Annotated in this window: 17 protein-coding genes and 3 tRNA genes; 13 read left to right on the top strand and 7 right to left on the bottom strand. The window is 68.5% G+C overall.

Translation table 11 applies throughout. The annotated features are described in order from the left end of the window. The first annotated feature begins 79 nt into the window (after positions 1–79). The 3 genes from J4E04_RS21915 (at position 80) to J4E04_RS21905 (ending at position 1,912) form a co-directional block, all read left to right on the top strand. A complete protein-coding gene (locus J4E04_RS21915) occupies positions 80–1,255 on the top strand; it encodes an alpha-hydroxy-acid oxidizing protein (RefSeq protein WP_490149622.1) in 1,176 nt (391 codons plus the stop codon). A 50-nt stretch (positions 1,256–1,305) separates the two neighbouring features. Continuing rightward, on the top strand, positions 1,306–1,812 hold the full coding sequence (locus tag J4E04_RS21910; RefSeq protein ID WP_222633270.1) for a MarR family winged helix-turn-helix transcriptional regulator: 507 nt from the start codon (positions 1,306–1,308) through the stop codon (positions 1,810–1,812). A gap of 10 nt (positions 1,813–1,822) precedes the next feature. Further along, a tRNA-Ser gene (locus tag J4E04_RS21905) sits at positions 1,823–1,912 on the top strand. Positions 1,913–1,979: 67 nt separating this feature from the next. Here the strand turns inward: J4E04_RS21905 and J4E04_RS21900 are convergent. After that, positions 1,980–3,236 (bottom strand): PucR family transcriptional regulator, encoded by a 1,257-nt coding sequence (locus J4E04_RS21900; RefSeq protein ID WP_261776324.1) that lies wholly within the window; start codon positions 3,234–3,236, stop codon positions 1,980–1,982. Positions 3,237–3,780: 544 nt separating this feature from the next. Between J4E04_RS21900 and J4E04_RS21895 the strand changes: the two genes are divergently transcribed. After that, complete coding sequence (locus J4E04_RS21895) at positions 3,781–4,797, top strand: alpha/beta hydrolase (RefSeq protein WP_056443162.1); 1,017 nt, start codon at positions 3,781–3,783, stop codon at positions 4,795–4,797. A 250-nt stretch (positions 4,798–5,047) separates the two neighbouring features. Here the strand turns inward: J4E04_RS21895 and hisC are convergent, their stop codons facing one another. Continuing rightward, complete coding sequence (gene hisC, locus J4E04_RS21890; RefSeq protein WP_490149621.1) at positions 5,048–6,121, bottom strand: histidinol-phosphate transaminase; 1,074 nt, start codon at positions 6,119–6,121, stop codon at positions 5,048–5,050. A gap of 92 nt (positions 6,122–6,213) precedes the next feature. Between hisC and J4E04_RS21885 the strand changes: the two genes are divergently transcribed. The 7 genes from J4E04_RS21885 (at position 6,214) to J4E04_RS21855 (ending at position 10,702) form a co-directional block, all read left to right on the top strand. Further along, a complete protein-coding gene (locus J4E04_RS21885) occupies positions 6,214–6,927 on the top strand; it encodes a dienelactone hydrolase family protein (RefSeq protein WP_027506573.1) in 714 nt (237 codons plus the stop codon). A gap of 94 nt (positions 6,928–7,021) precedes the next feature. Then, positions 7,022–7,111: transfer RNA gene (locus J4E04_RS21880), tRNA-Ser, on the top strand. Positions 7,112–7,154: 43 nt separating this feature from the next. Beyond that, a tRNA-Arg gene (locus J4E04_RS21875) sits at positions 7,155–7,230 on the top strand. 121 nt (positions 7,231–7,351) lie between these two features. Continuing rightward, positions 7,352–8,140, top strand: a complete 789-nt coding sequence (locus J4E04_RS21870; RefSeq protein ID WP_027506574.1) for a crotonase/enoyl-CoA hydratase family protein — start codon at positions 7,352–7,354, stop codon at positions 8,138–8,140. Positions 8,141–8,174: 34 nt separating this feature from the next. Then, complete coding sequence (locus J4E04_RS21865) at positions 8,175–8,513, top strand: DUF2834 domain-containing protein (protein WP_490149620.1); 339 nt, start codon at positions 8,175–8,177, stop codon at positions 8,511–8,513. A 34-nt stretch (positions 8,514–8,547) separates the two neighbouring features. Next, on the top strand, positions 8,548–9,186 hold the full coding sequence (locus tag J4E04_RS21860; protein ID WP_490149619.1) for a TetR/AcrR family transcriptional regulator: 639 nt from the start codon (positions 8,548–8,550) through the stop codon (positions 9,184–9,186). Positions 9,187–9,331: 145 nt separating this feature from the next. Then, positions 9,332–10,702, top strand: a complete 1,371-nt coding sequence (locus J4E04_RS21855; protein WP_490149618.1) for a lipase family protein — start codon at positions 9,332–9,334, stop codon at positions 10,700–10,702. 31 nt (positions 10,703–10,733) lie between these two features. Here J4E04_RS21855 and J4E04_RS21850 read toward each other — a convergent pair whose 3' ends face one another. The 3 genes from J4E04_RS21850 to J4E04_RS21840 all read right to left on the bottom strand — a co-directional run bounded on the left by J4E04_RS21850 (position 10,734) and on the right by J4E04_RS21840 (position 13,289). After that, entirely contained in the window at positions 10,734–11,366 is a 633-nt protein-coding gene (locus J4E04_RS21850; RefSeq protein WP_490149617.1) for a dihydrofolate reductase family protein, read from the bottom strand. Positions 11,367–11,445: 79 nt separating this feature from the next. Then, positions 11,446–12,300: an LLM class flavin-dependent oxidoreductase gene (locus J4E04_RS21845; RefSeq protein ID WP_222641225.1), complete on the bottom strand. Its 855-nt coding sequence runs from the start codon at positions 12,298–12,300 to the stop codon at positions 11,446–11,448. After that, on the bottom strand, positions 12,297–13,289 hold the full coding sequence (locus J4E04_RS21840; protein WP_490149616.1) for a helix-turn-helix transcriptional regulator: 993 nt from the start codon (positions 13,287–13,289) through the stop codon (positions 12,297–12,299). The genes J4E04_RS21845 and J4E04_RS21840 overlap by 4 nt, the downstream gene beginning before the upstream one ends. Positions 13,290–13,399: 110 nt before the next feature. On the opposite strand from J4E04_RS21840, the gene J4E04_RS21835 reads away from it, so the two are divergent. Beyond that, positions 13,400–13,810, top strand: coding sequence for a VOC family protein (locus J4E04_RS21835; RefSeq protein ID WP_490149615.1), 411 nt, complete (start codon positions 13,400–13,402; stop codon positions 13,808–13,810). On the opposite strand, the gene J4E04_RS21830 is transcribed toward J4E04_RS21835, so the two are convergent. After that, the gene (locus tag J4E04_RS21830; RefSeq protein ID WP_269320106.1) at positions 13,788–14,681 is read right to left on the bottom strand and encodes an amidohydrolase family protein; all 894 of its coding nucleotides are present in this window, start codon (positions 14,679–14,681) and stop codon (positions 13,788–13,790) included. The genes J4E04_RS21835 and J4E04_RS21830 overlap by 23 nt on opposite strands. Positions 14,682–14,766: 85 nt before the next feature. Between J4E04_RS21830 and J4E04_RS21825 the strand changes: the two genes are divergently transcribed. Beyond that, positions 14,767–15,618, top strand: coding sequence for an SDR family oxidoreductase (locus J4E04_RS21825; RefSeq protein ID WP_490149614.1), 852 nt, complete (start codon positions 14,767–14,769; stop codon positions 15,616–15,618). On the opposite strand, the gene J4E04_RS21820 is transcribed toward J4E04_RS21825, so the two are convergent. Continuing rightward, positions 15,615–16,226, bottom strand: coding sequence for a TetR/AcrR family transcriptional regulator (locus J4E04_RS21820; RefSeq protein ID WP_222626244.1), 612 nt, complete (start codon positions 16,224–16,226; stop codon positions 15,615–15,617). The genes J4E04_RS21825 and J4E04_RS21820 overlap by 4 nt on opposite strands. Between the last annotated feature and the right edge of the window lie 12 nt (positions 16,227–16,238).

Below are 16,238 nucleotides of genomic sequence, written 5' to 3'. Positions count from 1 at the left end.
GGCGCCATCCTGCCGGACATGTGACGCTCACCAGCGTGAAATCGTGTTGCCGGGCGTGCGCGTTCGCTAGCGTTTGCGTGTGAGCACTTTCGGCAACTTCCAGAACGAGATCTACCTGACCGGGCTCGGCGGCACGACCCCCGACCTGCCGATGACGGCCGACGGTCTCGAGGAGCGGGCGCGCGAGACGCTGTCCGCGGCCGCCTTCGCGTACATCGCCGGGAGTGCGTCCACGGAACGCACGGCGCGTGGGAACGTCGACGCGTTCGCTTCCCGCAGGATCGTTCCCCGGATGTGGCGCGGGGCCAGCGCACCGGACGCCCGCGACCTGTCGGTGACCGTGCTGGGGACCACCCTCGCCGCACCGGTGCTCACCGCGCCCATCGGCGTCCTCGGCATGGTGCACCCCGCGGCGGAACCCGCCGTCGGGTCGGCCGCCGCCGAGCTGGGGATCGGCTCGGTGCTGTCCACCGCGTCGTCCACCCCACTTGAGGACGTCGCGGCGGAGTCCGGCGAGAACTGGTGGTACCAGCTGTACTGGCCGTCGGACGACGGCGTCGCGGAGTCACTGGTGCGTCGTGCCACCGCGGCGGGAGCGAAGGTCATCGTCGTCACGGCGGACACCCCCGGCATCGGGTGGCGTCCGCGCGATCTCACGCTCGGTCATCTGCCCTTCCTCCGCGCCGAGGGCATCGCGAACTACCTGTCCGATCCGGTCTTTCGCTCACGCCTGGCGTCGCCTCCCGAGGAGAGTACCGAGGCGCTGCAGATCGCGGTGCTCACCTGGGTCGGCATGTTCGGCAACCACACGCTCCGCCCGTCCGACGTCGCGCGGGTGCGTGAGTGGACGCATCTACCCGTCGTGGTCAAGGGGATCCTGCACCCCGACGACGCCCGTGCCGTCGTCGACGCGGGTGCCGACGGCGTCGTCGTCTCCAATCACGGTGGGCGACAGGTGGACAACTCGATCGCCGCGCTCGACGCGCTCGAACACGTCGCCGCGGCCGTCGGGGATCACGCGACCGTGCTGCTCGATTCCGGTGTCCGCTCCGGCGCCGACGTGGTGGTCGCGCTGGCCCTCGGCGCCGACGCGGTGTTCTACGGGCGGCCGTGGGTGTACGGCCTGGGACTCGCGGGCCGGGAGGGTGTCGTCCATGCGCTGCGGTGCCTGCTGGGCGACCTCGACATCACCATGGGACTGGCCGGGCTGTCGTCGGTCACCGAGGTGGACGGGTCGATTCTGTACCGGTCCTGAAGATGCGCAGGTCGGCACGCGCGGGGGTCACCTCGGTCTAGCCTTCCGTCATGGTCGTTCACAGTGCGCGTCCCGAGGAGTCACAGACCGCGGCCCCGCCGGTGGCCTGGTTGAACGAGGCGGAGGCCCGCGCGTGGCGCGCGTTCATCGATGCCGACTACCGCCTCATGGACACCCTGAACCGCGACCTGCACACGCGAGAAGGTCTGACCCTGGCCGAGTACCGCATCCTGGTGCGACTGAGCGAGGCTCCCGACGGTTCGCTGCGGATGAGTCTGCTCGCCGACGGCGTGCTCTCGTCGAGGAGCCGGCTCACGCACCAGATCCGCCGAATGCAGGAGCAGGGCTTGGTCGTTCGAGACACCTGCGACGAGGATGGCCGTGGTGTCCTGGCCGTCATCACGGACGACGGACGCGCCCGCCTGGCGGCAGCGGCACCGTCGCACGTCGCCGCGGTACGGCGATGCCTGATCGATCTGCTCACGGCCGACGAACTCGCGACGATGGCCGAGGTGTTCGAGAAGGTCGATCGACGACTGCTCACGGGAGACCACTAGTATCGATCGCGGAAGCGTGGCAGAGCGGCCCAATGCACTCGCCTTGAAAGCGAGAGACGTGTGAAAGCGTCCGGGGGTTCAAATCCCTCCGCTTCCGCCAGTGCGCTGTGATCGACGACGAACGCCCCCTCCGTCCGGAGGGGGCGTTCGTGTCGGTCGGTGCCGCGTTACTTCTGCTTCGCGGCGGCGAGTCCGCGGGCCACGATGGCGGCCTGCAGGTAGCGCAGTCCCGAGGGCACGCTGGGATCGATGCCGGTGAGCTGGCCGATGCGCTTGAGGCGGTAGTCGACGGTGTTGGCGTGCACGAACAGGTGTCGCGCGGTGCGCTGGCGGTTGAGTTCGTGACCGATGTACGACGTCAGCGTGTCGAGCAGTTCGGGCGCGTCGTCGAGGGGCTTGAGAGCGCGGAGCAGCTGTTCCCGGCCGCGGCCCGGACGGGTGAGCTGGTATTCGAGCACCAGGTCCTCGGTGCGGTACATCCCGGCCGGTCGGCCGAGTTGCCGTGTGAGCGAGAGCAGTTCGTAGACGTGCTCGGCAGCACCAGGGATGTCCTCGCGCTCGGCCGACGTCATCGTGGCGGTGATCGGGATCTCGCCGGCGCGGGAGAGTCGCTCGACGAGGGTGTCCACCCACTCGCGTTCGCGCGGTGCGGGCAGGAGCACGGTGCCGCCGTCGGTGCTGAGCAGGGCCAGCGGCGACTTGCCGCACATGGTCGCGAGTTCCGCCTGGATGCGGCGCAGCTTGCGCCGTGCGGACACGGTGCGATCGACGACGGGGTTCGCCTCGTCGGGATGCTGCGGGAAGTGCAGCGCGATGACGAGGTACTCGTCGGCGAGGTCGATACCGCACTGCTGAGCGGTGGACAGGGCGTTCTGACCGCCGCTGAGCAACGTGGTCACCAGTGTGTGCGTGGCGGTGTGGTGCTCGGACGCGACGGAGCGGTACTCCTCCACGTACGCCATGGACACCTCGGTGGTGACGGCCTCGAGGAGGCTCACCAGGACGAGCGAGTTGTCGGTGACGTTCTCGATGTTCTGAGCCTTGGCGTCACGGCTGACGAGAGTGAGACCGAAGCGGAATCCGTCGTGATAGGCGCGCAGGATCGAGCGCAGGGGCACCCCCTCGCGAGCCCAGCGAGCGGCCGCGTCATGGACGTTGGCGAGGTCCTTGTCCGACGGCGTCTTGCCCGATTCGAGCATGCGGACGGCGAGACCCAGGCACTTGACGGTGACCTCGGTGACGTCGCCGTGCAGGAGCTCCCCGGGGAGCGTTCCGCAGGGGGTGTTGGCCTGGAAGTGATCGACCAGATGACGCGCCACCCCTCGCAGATCGCTCATCGCCAGAGAGTTTGTACGGGTGCCGGCGATCAGGCCCGCTTCCATGTGTCCCGGAAGCGGCTTCGGAGCTGTCTTCGGTGTGGTCATCGATCCCCCCATGACTGTGTAGTTCATGTCAGTCGTGCATGTTCTCGGGGTACCGTAACAATCATTAACGGGTCCCGAGATTGTTTCGAGATACCTATTCGAGAGCCACGGTATGCGCTCAGGCCCACTGCGGTGTCTGTTCCCGTTGTCAGGCCAACCGCTGTGACCTGCGATGACACCCCTGCATGACGCCTGTTGAGGCAAAACAAGTCGCGTTTTCACCTAGTTCCATCTTGCTTTCACACAATTGACGGTGACCCACTTCATGAAATGTCACACACGTGGGTGATGCCTCCAAGTCCGGTTCACGTGTCGTCCACCGTCTCGCGGTACGCTTTCGGCACGGTTCCCGGTCTCGGTGTCCTCGTCGCCGGTTCTTGTGACCGCAGACAGGACGTCGAGCAGTCTTTTGGACCTGAAGGCGGCGTACCTACCGGCAAGTAAGTTGGTACGCGTTCCCCTGGGCGCGCGGGACGTTCCGCGCGTCGTGTCTCTTTGTTCACCGGTGGCTCCACGCGAGCCACATCGGACGAAAGGTCTGTCGATGCGACGTCCCGCTCTGCTCGCCGCGGGGTGCCTCACCGCGCTGACGCTTCTCGGCTCCGCGCCGGTGGCGGGTGCGCAGCCCGGCGTTCCGACGCCGGCCGTGGACGCGTCGTCACCCACTCGCGTCGTCTCGGTGACCATGGCGACCGATCGCCGGGCCGTCATGTCGGTGTTCTCCTCGTCGATGAACCGCGAGATCCAGGTGCAGGTGTTGCTGCCCGCCGATCGATCGGTACCGCGTCCGTCGCTGTACATGCTGGACGGGGTCAGTGCGGGCGAGGAGTCCGGCTACACGGAGAGCACGTGGACGCAGAAGACGGACGCGGTCTCGTTCTTCTCGGACAAGGCCGCCAACATCGTCCTTCCCGTCGGGGGACGCGGTGCCTACTACGCCGACTGGGCCCAGCCCGATCCCGTGCTCGGAGTCAACAAGTGGGAGACGTTCCTGACGTCGGAACTGCCCCCGTTGATCGATGCCCGCTTCGACGGCAACGGCGTCAACGCGCTGATGGGTCTGTCGATGGGCGCACAGGGCGCGATGAACCTGCTGACCAAGCATCCCGATCTGTACACGGGCATCGCCGGATTCAGCGGCTGCTACGACAACCGCTCCAACGAGACGAAGAACGCGGTACGTGCCACCGTCGGGTCCACCGGGGGCGACGCCACCAACATGTGGGGCACGAACGCGGATCCGCTGTGGGCCGAGAACGATCCGAGTACCCGCGTCGAGACGCTCCGCGGCAAGCAGGTGTACCTGTCGACGGGCAACGGATTCCCCGGACCGTACGAGGCGGGTGGCGGTTTCGGTGAGGAGATCATCGACGCGCTGACCGTCGGCGGCCCCCTCGAGGCCGCCGCGAACATCTGCACCACCGGCTTCGCCGACACGCTGCGCGCGGCGGGGGTCCCGGCGACCATCGTGTTCAAGCCGTACGGCACGCACTCCTGGCGCTACTGGCAGGACGAGATGCACAACTCGTGGCCCGTCGTGGCCAGGGCGCTCGGCTTGTAGCTGTCAGGGGCGTACACCCTCTCCGTCGACCGCACACCCTCTCCCGCCGGCTGCGGAGGGTGTGCGCCTCACGCAAGGGGTGTGCACAGTCTCTGGTGCTCCGCCGTGAAGATCTTTCGGCGTGTGCCCGAGTGGTGCGCGTCGACCCGCCCGGTTGTCGGGGGTGTGCACACCCTCTCCGTCGACCGCACACCCTCTCCCGCCGGCTGCAGAGGGTGTGCGCCTCACGCACCGCGTGCGCACACGGGTCCTATCGCGAGGCCGTGGCCCCGGCGAACTGCTCGGCAGCCGACGCGGCGAACGCGAGGAACGCATCGTTCTCGTGTGGGTCGCCCACGGTCACGCGTACGCCGTCGTCCCCGTACGCCCGCACGATGACACCGGCCTCGGTGGACGCTGCGGAGAAGTCTCCCGACTCCGCCCCCAGCGGGATCCACACGAAGTTCGCGGACGACTCGGGCACCTGGAACCCCATGTCGCGCAACGAGTCACGGAGGCGCGACCGCTCGGCCGTCACGACTACCGTACGTGCGAGGAGTTCGTCCGAGGCCGCCAGCGACGCGACGGCGCCACTCTGCGCGACACTGCTCACGCTGAACGCGGTGTGCACCTTCTTCATCGACGTGATGATCGACGGTGCTCCGACGGCGTACCCCACCCGCAGTCCGGCGAGGCCGTAGGCCTTCGAGAACGTCCGCAGCACCACGACGTTGGGCCGGGTTCGTCCGATCTCCACGCCGTCGATCGCGCGGTCGGTGTACTCGAAGTAGGCCTCGTCCAGCACCACGACGATGTGGTCGGGGATCGCGTCGAGGAACCGTTCGAGGTCGGCGGGGTCCACCACGGTGCCCGTCGGGTTGTTCGGGTTGCACACGAACATGAGACGGGTCTTGTCCGTCACCGCTGCGGCCATCGCGTCGAGGTCGTGCACGTCGTCGTGAGTGAGCGGCACACGCACGGCGGTGGCGCCGGCGACGAGCGTGACGATGGGGTAGGCCTCGAACGAGCGCCAGCCGAAGACGACCTCGTCCCCGGCGTTGCAGGTGACCTGGACCAGCTCCTGGCACAGCGCGACCGATCCGCAGCCGACGGCGATGGTGGTGGCCGGGACGTCGAGGAAGTCCGCGAGCGCCTCGACCAGGACTGTCGACTGGTTGTCGGGATAGCGGTTCACTCCGGCCGCCGCCTCGGCGATGGCCTCGCGAACGCTGGGCAGCGGGCCGGCCGTGGTCTCGTTGCTGGCGAGTTTGATCGCGCCCGGGAACGAACGACCGGGTAGGTAACCGGGGATGGCATCGAGGTCGGGGCGCGTGCGTGGGGTCACGATCACCGATTATGCGCGGCGGTCGGACACAGTGTGGTCGCGGCTCTCGCTCGACCCTCGCTTTCGCCATTGTGTGCCATTACCGTGGAGCCATGTCGGGTCTCATCGAGGACACTGCGCCCATCCGCCCCCGCGACGAGGGTGCGGACACCGCCACGCTCGATCGCGTGCCGCTCACCGCGTTCGAGCCTGACAGCAGGGCTCGCGGCGGCATCGTGGTGTTGCACGAGGCGCGCGAGCTCCCGCAGGCCCTGCTCGAGTTCATGCGGTCCCTCGCCGCCGACGGCTGGTTGGTCGCGGCGCCGCACCTGTTCCACCGGGCAGCGGGCGACGACGAGGTGTTCGGCACGCCGTTGTTCGAGGACTTCGACGCCACCGTCGACTGGCTGCAGAGCCGGGGCGTCCCGACGGACTGCATCGGCGTCATCGGATTCGACGACGCCGGAACCGCAGCCGCCCTGGTGGCCACCGATCGAGCCATCGGTGCGGCGGTGAGTGTCGCGGCTCCCGGCATCGTCGAGGCGCTGACCACGGATGCGCTCGCTCTCGTCGACGCGGCGGCATCCCTCAAGGCGCCCTGGCTCGGTCTCTACGGACGCGACGACGTCCGCACTCCCGTGGAGCACGTGGAGCAGTTGCAGGAGGCCGTGTCGAAGGCGTCCGTCGCCACGCTCGTCGTCAGTTACGCCGGTGTCGAGCATCGTGCGGACGAGGAATCCGCCGTGTCGGAGGAGTCGGCCGGCGAGGAGGCGATCGTCGACGCCCAACGTCGCATCTTCGACTGGTTCGACAGTCATCTCCGATAAGACCGCCCCACCAGCCGTTTTGCGTCTACTCCGGGGCGTGTGTAATCTTCCTTCTCGGCGGTTCGCAAGGACCGGTGCCCTCGAAAGAGGTCCAGGAGGCGTGCCAGAGCGGCCGAATGGGAGTCACTGCTAATGACTTGACCCTTCACCGGGTCCGGAGGTTCAAATCCTCTCGCCTCCGCCACTTTCGACTTCGGTCGGAGGACAACTGAACAGCACCACAGCATGCGCCCGTAGCTCAACGGATAGAGCACCTGACTACGGATCAGGAGGTTAGGGGTTCGAATCCCTTCGGGCGCACCACAGAGAGCCGGTACCAGGATCATCCTGGTGCCGGCTTTCTGCATGTACGGGTCCGGCACCTCTGTGTACTATGCGATGGAACATATAACCGGGTTCCGGCCCGCCACAGGGGGAGTGTGTCGTGACCGAGTTTCAGACCATCACTGTCGAACCGCGTGGGCACGTCCTGCACATCGGGCTGAACAGGCCGTCGAAGCGGAACTCCTTCACCACCGACATGATCCGCGAGCTGTCGACGGCCTACGGAATGGTGGAGGAGGACGACGACCTCCGTGCCGGCGTGCTGTTCGCCCACGGTGAGCACTTCACCGCCGGTCTCGATCTCGTGGACGTCGCCCAGCACCTGACGGGCGATCGCCTGCCGTTCGCCGAGGGTGGGCGAGATCCGTGGCGCCTCGACGGGACGTGGACCACTCCGGTGGTGACGGCGGTGCACGGCTGGTGCATGACGCTCGGCATCGAATTGCTGCTGGCGTCCGACATCCGGGTCGCCGCAGCCGGAACTCGTTTCTCCCAGATGGAAGTTCAGCGCGGTATCTATCCCTTCGGCGGGGCGACCCTGCGCTTCCCTCGCGAGACCGGCTGGGGGAACGCGATGCGGTGGATGCTCACCGGCGACGAGTTCGACGCCGAGGAGGCTCATCGCATCGGGCTCGTGCAGGAGGTCTGCGCGGATCCCGCGGCGACGATCGAGCGCGCGATCGAGCTCGCTCACCGCATCGCGGAGACCGCTGCGCCACTCGGTGTGCGGGCCACGCTCGAGTCCGCGCATCGCAGCCTGATCGAGGGGGACGCGGCCGCGGCTGCGCAGCTGCTCCCCGACATCCGGGCACTGTTCTCGACGTCCGATGCGGCCGAGGGGATGCTGTCGTTCGTCGAGAGACGGCAGGCCACCTTCACCGGCAGGTGATACTCATCAGATCCACACCACGAACGGAGCATCGGTGACGACGTCGGACGAACGCAGACTCATGGCCCTCGCGGCAGTGGCGGGTGTCGCGCAGAACGCGATCGCCCTGCCCTACGTTCGGAAGCACGGGACACGATCGGCCGCCGACTTCTTCGTCGGGAAGATCTGGTCCACCGTGCCCGGACGGTTCGCGATGGTCGACCTGATCCTGGTGGTCGTCGCTTTCCACGTCTGGGCACTGCCGGAGGCGCGGCGACTCGGCATCGTCCGGTGGTGGCTGGTCACCGTGCTCCTCACCTTCGGCGTGGGCATCGGATCTGCGATCCCGTTCTTCCTCGCCGTGCGCGCGCGGACGGTCCGCCTCGCGGGCTGACGATCGACGAGAGCCGCTTCGATAGGGTTCTCACGTGGCAGAGGACGTGGATCGCGTCTACGGCGGACGGTCGATGACGGATCGACGTGCCGACCGGCGACGACGGTTCCTGCAGGCCGGCATCGAGGTGATCGGCGACAAGGGGTACGCCGCGACGTCCGTCGCCGACATCTGCTCGGCCGCGGGTCTGGCACGCAGCCAGTTCTACAGCGAGTTCGCCAATCGCGAGACGCTGCTCGTCGCCGTGTACGACCTCGTGCAGGACGATGCCCTCGCCGCGGTCGTCGCTGCGCTCGCCGACGCGACGGACCGCACCCGACGAGCGCTCGTCGTCGCCGCGATGACCGCGCTGATCGAGTCGTTGGGACGGGACCCACGTCGGGCACGCATCTCGTACCTCGAGATGGTCGGGGTGAGTGACGACGTCGAGCAGCACCGCAGCAGGCGCCGCGCGACCTGGGCCGAGTTCATCGAGGCGACGCTCCGTGCCGAGATCGGCGCCAACTTCGTCCCGCCGGGCGGTCACCGGCTCGCCGCCACCGCCTTCCTCGGGGCGCTCACCGAGTTGGTGTCGGACTGGTCGCGCACCCCGCCGCCCCGGCCACGCGTGGACGGGATCGTCCAGACGATGATCGCCGTCCTCGGCGCGTTCGTTCCTGACCTCGATCGATAGCGGGGATTGTTATCCAGCCCACAACGCTCTACAGTCCTGATCACAATCATGGACACGCGTGTCCAACATGTTGGATGTGCTGAACACTGTTGCCGGGCGCACATGCGACTGCTGTCGAGGCTCGGCGCGAGAAAGAGTGAGATCGATGTCCGCTCGTCGGTTCCGTCCTTCGTACGCACTCGCGGTGGTGGTGGCCGCTGTGGCTGTGTCCGCGACGGTGGTCACGCCCGTGTCCGCGGCGCCCACCTTCCCTGCGATCCCTGAGTTCGACACCGACTTCTACCTGCCGCCCGACGCCGTGGTCGCCGCCGCCGCACCGGGAGAGATCATCGCCGCGCGTCCCGTGGACCTGGCCACGCTGAATCTGATCCCGACGCAGGTCGACGCCTGGCAGTTGTCGTACCGGTCGAACAACGGCCGGGGCGAGCCGATCCCGGCGGTGACCACCGTCATCACCCCGCGCGGCGCCGCCTCGGCTCCGCGTCCGCTGCTCTCGGTGCAGATGGCCGAGGACTCACTGGCCGCGTACTGCGCGCCGTCGTACGTCATGCGCCTGGGTGCGATCCCGTGGCCTCTGACGGGTGCCGTGACGTCCGGCGTGCAGTTCCTCGAAGTGCAGGCAGCGCTGGCCCAGGGCTGGGCGGTGTCGGTTCCGGACCATCAGGGGCCGAACAACGCGTTCGCCGCCGGGCCGGTCGCCGGACGCATCACGCTCGACGGCATCCGGGCGGCGGAGAGTTTCGCTCCGATGGGACTGTCCGGGGTGGACACGAAGGTCGGGATGAGCGGCTACTCGGGCGGAGCGATCGCCACCGGACACGCCGCCGAACTCGCCGGGACCTACGCCCCGGAGCTGAGCATCGTCGGCGCCACGGAGGGCGGCACCCCCGCCGAGCTCGCCGCCCTGGTGAACAACGCGAACAACGCGCTCGGATCCGGCATCGTTGCGGCCGGCATCATCGGCGCCAGCCGTGAGGACCCCGACTTGGCGCGATTCGTGGACGAACACATCGATCCCGCGGGTCGGGCCCTCTTCGCAGCCAAGGACAACCTGTGTGTGGGGTACACCTCTGCCCTCCTGCCGTTCCTGAACCTGAAGGGTTTCCTGCGGACCGAGGGGGATCCGTTGGAGCAGCCGGTGGTGAAGAAGTCCCTGGACGCGCTGAACCTCGGTGGCACGACGCCGACCATGCCGGTCTACGTCTACCACTCGAACCCGGACTGGTTGGTTCCCGTCGGGCCGGTGAACGGGATGGTCGACGCGTACTGCAGTCGGCCCGGAGCGAACGTCACCTACACCCGCGACCACTTCAGCGAACACCTGTCGCTGGAGGTGATCGCGTTCCCGAGTGCCGTTCTGTGGATGCGTGATCGGTTCGCCGGTGTACCTGTGGAGCCCGGTTGCCGTACCGCCGACGTCGGGTCCATGGCACTGGACGAGCGCACCTATCCCGTCTGGGTCGATGCTGTGGGCGAGATCGTCGCGGGTCTGTTCGGGAAGCCGATCGGGGGATGAGGCATCTCGTATGACGCCCGCGACGGGCCGGTCAGAGTCCCCGGTCCGGAGCGCCCATGTCACCGGTCGTCGGCGTGCCGTCCGTCAGCGCGTACTGCAGGAGCACGGTGCCACCGGGGCTCGCCTGCGGTGGGGCCACGAGGGCGAGGCTCGTCGGCAGAGCGCCGGTGTCGAACACCGTCTTGCCGACACCCAGCACGATGGGGTGCAGCCACAGGTCGAGGCGGTCGAACAACCGCTCCCGCAGCAGCGTCTGCACCAGGTCCAGACTGCCCACGACCTTGATGTCCTGATGCCGCTCTCGGATCTCGCGCACTGCGGTCGGTAGATCCGGGCCCAGTACCGAGGATCCGGCCCAGTCGAGCGTGCGCGGATCGCGCGAGGCGACGTACTTGGGAATCCCGTTGAAGAGACTCGCGATGCCGTCGTCCGGTCCGCCCTGCTGGTGCGGCCAGTACGACGCGAAGATGTCGTACGTCCGTCGCCCGAGCAGTAGCGCATCGGTGCCGCGGTAGGCCGCATCGATCTGCGCGCCGGTGACGTCGTCGATCAGCGGCGCCTGCCAGCCGCCGAACGGGAACCCGTCCGGGTCCTCGTCGGGTCCGCCGGGAGCTTGCCCGACGAGGTCGAGCGTCGCGAACATCTCGATGGTGATCGTTCCCATGGCGTCACTCCTCGGTCGTGTGTGACGAGATGGACCACCGAGCGGTGCGGAAGTCATCGCGGAGGGCTGTGGCGACCGGCTACCGGAGTGCCGCAGCCGTCTGACCGAGCACCTCGATCAACCCCTCGAGATCGGGCTCGTCGTCGGTGGGGTGGGCGACGACCGTCGTGATGCCGAGGTGCCCCAGGCGGGCGACCTCGTCCGCCACCTCCGCCGCGCCGCCGGTGACCGCGAGCCCGCTCGTATCGGACTTGCCCCAGCGCGCGACCTCGTCGCGAATGCGGTCGTCCGCGCCGGCGCCCACCGCCACCAGTCGAGGCGCGATGACGCGGTGGTCGGCGGAGCGCCGCGCTGCGCTCACCTCGGCACACGAGGCGGCCAGCTCGTCGTCCGACATCGCGGCCGCGAACAAGGTGCCGTCCGAGTGGGATGCCGCGTAGCGCAGCGTCTTCGGACCGGTACCGCCGAGAAAGAACGGTTCGTCGGGCGCCGGCCACTGCAGCTGCACGGCATCGAGGGTGACGTACCGGCCGTCGACGGTGACCTCCTCCCCGCGCAGCAGCGCCTGTAGAGCGGTCGAGTACTCGTCCAGCAGCGTCATCGGAGACGCGACGCGGGCGCCGACCTGCCCCATCCAGTGCTGCACGCCGTGTCCGGCACCGGCGAGGAACCGGCCGGGGAACAGTCGATGCAGCGACGCGACCTCCATGGCGCACAGCGCGACGTTGCGCAGCGGCGCGGGCATGAGTCCGAGGCCGACCTGGATGCGCTCGGTGCTCGCCAGCACTGTGGCCGCGGTCGTCAGCCCACCGTGGCTGAAACAGTCCTCCCACAGCCAGAACTCGTGGAGTCCCGCCTTTTCCGCGGCGCGTGCGGCCGCGATGAGCCGGGCAGGGTCGTGGGCGGGGGTGAACACGATGCCGAGTCTCGTCACGAGTCAGTCGTAGCAGATCGAGCGCCCGCCGTGGGCGCGTCGGTTCGTTCGAGGCCGAGACGTGCCGCGACCGTGGCCATCGCCGTCACGAGATCGGGCGGGGAGACGTCCTCGAGGTCCGCGTCGAACCGTGCGAGGGACGCGGCCACGGCGACCCACGACCACGAGCCGACCGTCACGCGGCACCGCTCTGCGTCGACGTGTTCCACGGACTCGTCCGACTCGGTGAGGAACGGCCGCAGCGCCTCGACCGGCAGGCGGACGACCGCCTCGCCGACGCAGGGCCAGGTACCCGTCTCCGATCCGCGGAGTCGCGCCTGGAGCAGGCGACCGGCGGATCCGCCCGGGACGGGCCGCGGTGTGAAGCGTCGGCCGGTCGGTGGGCGCAGCTCCATGCGATCGAGTCGGAAGATGCGCCAGTCGTCGCGCGCCAGATCCCATGCCACCAGGTACCACCGCGCCCGCGCGGTCACGACGCCGTAGGGCTCGACGTGTCGCGACGAGGGTTCGGACAAGGGGGACGTGTAGGCGAACCGCAGTGCCTCGGTGCCGACCGCACCGGCGACCGCCAGCAGTGTTCGGCTGTCGACCAGGGGCGCGGACTCGGGCGGAGGCGTCGTCGCCACGCGGTCGAGTCTGTGGCGCAACCTGCTCGGGAGCACCTGACGCACGGTGGCGAGAGCTCGGGCGGCAGGCTCGGCCACGTCCACGCCGAGTGACGTGGCACCGCCGAGGGCGACGGCGAGTGCCACCGCCTGGTCGTCGTCGAAGAGCAGAGGCGGAAGGTCGGCGCCCGCGTCCAGGCGATAGCCCCCGTCGGGCCCCTTCACGGACGACACCGCGTACCCCAGCTCGCGGAGCCGGTCGACGTCCCTCCGGACGGTGCGCGGACTCACCTCGAGTCGCCGAGCCAGTTCCTCGCCCGGCCAGTCCCGTCGGTGCTGCAGCAACGACAGCAGCGTGAGCATGCGTGACGAGGGTGCGGGCATGCCGCCGATACTGCCCGAAGTAGCGGACAGAAACTGGCCGCTTCGACCGACACAGTGGGTCTGCAGGCGGTGATCGCCGCCCGCGAGAGACCACCCACGAGGAGAACCCCATGACCGTGACCAGCACCCTGCATCTGAACTTCGACGGCCACGCGCGCGCCGCGCTCGAGTACTACCACTCGGTGTTCGGCGGCGATCTCGTCGTGGTCCCGTACGGCGACACGAGCCCCGATCAGGCCGACCAGGTGGTGTGGGGCCAGGTCTCCTCGCCGGACGGCTTCCACGTGATGGCCTACGACGTGCAGCACGACCTCGTGCGGGACGCGGGCCGCAACGCCTTCTACTTCTCGTTGCGCAGCACCGACGCCGACGCGATCACCGGCTACTGGACGGCGCTCGCCGCGGGGTCGACCGTCGAGGTGGAACTCGGTCCGTCGGTGTTCTCCCCGCTGTACGGCAAACTCACCGACCGCTTCGGTGTCGTCTGGATCATCGTCGTCATGGTGCCGTACGGCGGCTGAACCGGGCCCAGTTGTCGTGCAGCACAGCGCGGGACCAGTCGTCACCGAGTCCGAGGCCGACCACGCTCTCGACCGCGTGCGCGTACGAGTAGGGGATGTTGGGGAAGTCGCTGCCGAACACGATCTTGTCCTGCAGGTCGCGCAGGCGCGGCAACGCCGATCGCGGGTAGGGCGCGAGCTGTTCGGTGAAATCGGTGAACACCATCGTGGTGTCGAGCCCGACGTTGTCGAACGTCTCGGCCAGGGTGAGGAAGTCCTCGTACTCGGGCATACCCATGTGTGCGATCAGCAGGGTGAGTGTCGGAAAGCGGTGCAGTAGTGCGCGGATCGGGTCCGGTCCGGTGTGGCGACCGGGTTCGGGTCCCGATCCGCAGTGGATGACGACGGGTACGGCGGCGTCGTCGAGAACCGCCCACACGTCGTCCAGGTACGGATCGTGGACGTCGATGTTCCCTACCTGCACATGGCATTTCATCACTCCGACCCCGTCCTCGACGGCGGTACGGACGTACCGAGCAGCGTCCGGTTCGGGGTGAAAGGTGGCGGTGCGTACACAGTCGGGTGTCCGGTCCGCGAACTCCGCGGCCCACCCGTTCAACCACTCCGCCATGCCGGGCTTGTGCGGGTACAGCAGGGACGTGAACGTCCCTACCCGGTACCTGCGCAGCAGGTCGGTGCGTTCGTCCTCGTCCACGCGGTACTCGATCGGCCACGCGGTACCGAGGCGGTCGTCCACGGAGTCGAAGTAGTTCCACACCTTGGCCAGAACGCTGTGCGGCATGAAATGCGTGTGCACGTCCACCAGTGACTCGAGGCGGAGGTCGTCGAGCACTCGGTGGACCCGGCGGATGTCGTCGTCACGGTTCTGCACGGGATCGATCCTCGCATCGCCGGGGCGGCCGCGACGGCACTCCGGACCCTTGACTTTGCGGACACTGCGTGTCTGTAATAAGACGATGACGGGATCACTGCAGGGACGAGTCATCGCCATCACCGGTGGCGCACGGGGAATCGGCCTCGCGACGGCGCGCGCGCTGGTCGCCGCCGGCGCCAGGGTGGCGATCGGGGACGTGGACGCGGACGCCCTCGCCGCCGCGGCCGAGTCCGCGCGGGTGCACCTGCACGGAGCACTGGACGTCACGGACCCGGCGTCCTTCGACGCCTTCCTCGACCGCGTCGAGCGTGAGCTGGGCCCGGTCGACGTCCTGGTCAACAACGCCGGAATCATGCCGGTCGGGGCGCTGACGGACGAGCCGGACGCGGTGGCACGCCGGATCATGGACGTGAACGTGCACGGCGTCATCATCGGCACCAAGTCGGCGCTGCACCGCATGGTGCCGAGACGGCGCGGACACGTCGTCTCCATCGCCTCGATGGCGGGCGAGACGGTGGCGCCAGGCCTGGCCACCTACTGCGCCAGCAAGTCTGCGGTCATCGCGTTCACCGAGGCGGCGAGGGTGGAGTACCGATCCTCCGGCGTCGAGTTCTCCCTGGTCCTGCCGTGGTTCGTCAACACCGAACTCACAGCGGGAACGAGAGACGTGCCCTTCATGAAGAAGGCCGAACCCGAGGACATCGCACAGGCGGTGGTCCGGCTCGTCGAGAAGCCGCGACCCAAGGTGCGCATCCCGGCCTCCGCCGGCGCGATCGTCGTCAGCCAGCGCTTCATGCCGCGCCGACTCGGTGAGTTCGTCAGTCGCCGTTTCGGATCCGAGCAGATCTTCCTCGGCGACGTGGACGCGGAACGGCGTCGCGCGTACGAGGACAGGGCGCGCGGGCAGTCGTCCGCTCCCGAGTCGACGCGCTAGCGGCGCACGCTCGCCAGCACCGCGTCGACCAGTCCGTCGATGTACGTGTCGTCCGCGGTGGCGGCGGACGGCGCCTCGGTCGCATCGTGTGCGAACAACACTCGGCTCAGAACGGCGCCCGTGAGCATCTCGAGCAGCAGTGTGGTCCGCACGTGTTCCGGTAACTCGCCGCGGGACACGGCGCGGCGGACGATGTCTCGGGTCGCGACGAATCTGCTCGTGCTGATGGTGGCGGTCAGCGCCTCGAGCAGATCGGGATACACGCGGGCGTCGAGGGCCACGCGCACGGCGATGAGCCCCGAGGAGTCTCGGTAGCCCCGCAGGAGTTGACGAGCCAGTTCCGTGAGATCGCCTGTCAGGGTGCCGGTGTCGATGGGGTCGACGAGGGGGAGCACGGTCTCCAGAGCCCCGGTGAGGAGTGCCTCCTTGGTGGGCCACCGACGGTAGATCGCCGCGCGGCCCACGCCACCGCTCTTGGCGACGGCATCGATGGTGAATCCCGCCCACCCGGTGCGCCAGTACACGTCCACGACGGCGTCGTACACCCGCGATTCCATGGCGGGGTCGCGTGGCCGCCCCCGTCGCGCCGTGCCGTCGGTCGACTCCATGCCATCAGATTA

The sequence above is a fragment of the Rhodococcus sp. NFXS4 genome (genome assembly GCF_058139645.1).
The sequence above is the reverse complement of the archived record's forward strand: the minus strand, read 5'-3'. Positions and strand labels throughout refer to the sequence as shown.

Bases quoted from the DNA above. Each gene is read 5' to 3' on its own strand.
- J4E04_RS21895 (WP_056443162.1), top strand. From the start codon at position 3,781: ATGCGACGTCCCGCTCTGCTCGCCGCGGGGTGCCTCACCGCGCTGACG.
- J4E04_RS21855 (WP_490149618.1), top strand. From the start codon at position 9,332: ATGTCCGCTCGTCGGTTCCGTCCTTCGTACGCACTCGCGGTGGTGGTG.
- J4E04_RS21900 (WP_261776324.1), bottom strand. From the start codon at position 3,236: ATGACCACACCGAAGACAGCTCCGAAGCCGCTTCCGGGACACATGGAA.
- J4E04_RS21840 (WP_490149616.1), bottom strand. From the start codon at position 13,289: ATGCCCGCACCCTCGTCACGCATGCTCACGCTGCTGTCGTTGCTGCAG.
- J4E04_RS21885 (WP_027506573.1), top strand. From the start codon at position 6,214: ATGTCGGGTCTCATCGAGGACACTGCGCCCATCCGCCCCCGCGACGAG.
- J4E04_RS21820 (WP_222626244.1), bottom strand. From the start codon at position 16,226: ATGGAGTCGACCGACGGCACGGCGCGACGGGGGCGGCCACGCGACCCC.
- J4E04_RS21910 (WP_222633270.1), top strand. From the start codon at position 1,306: ATGGTCGTTCACAGTGCGCGTCCCGAGGAGTCACAGACCGCGGCCCCG.
- J4E04_RS21850 (WP_490149617.1), bottom strand. From the start codon at position 11,366: ATGGGAACGATCACCATCGAGATGTTCGCGACGCTCGACCTCGTCGGG.
- J4E04_RS21825 (WP_490149614.1), top strand. From the start codon at position 14,767: ATGACGGGATCACTGCAGGGACGAGTCATCGCCATCACCGGTGGCGCA.
- J4E04_RS21835 (WP_490149615.1), top strand. From the start codon at position 13,400: ATGACCGTGACCAGCACCCTGCATCTGAACTTCGACGGCCACGCGCGC.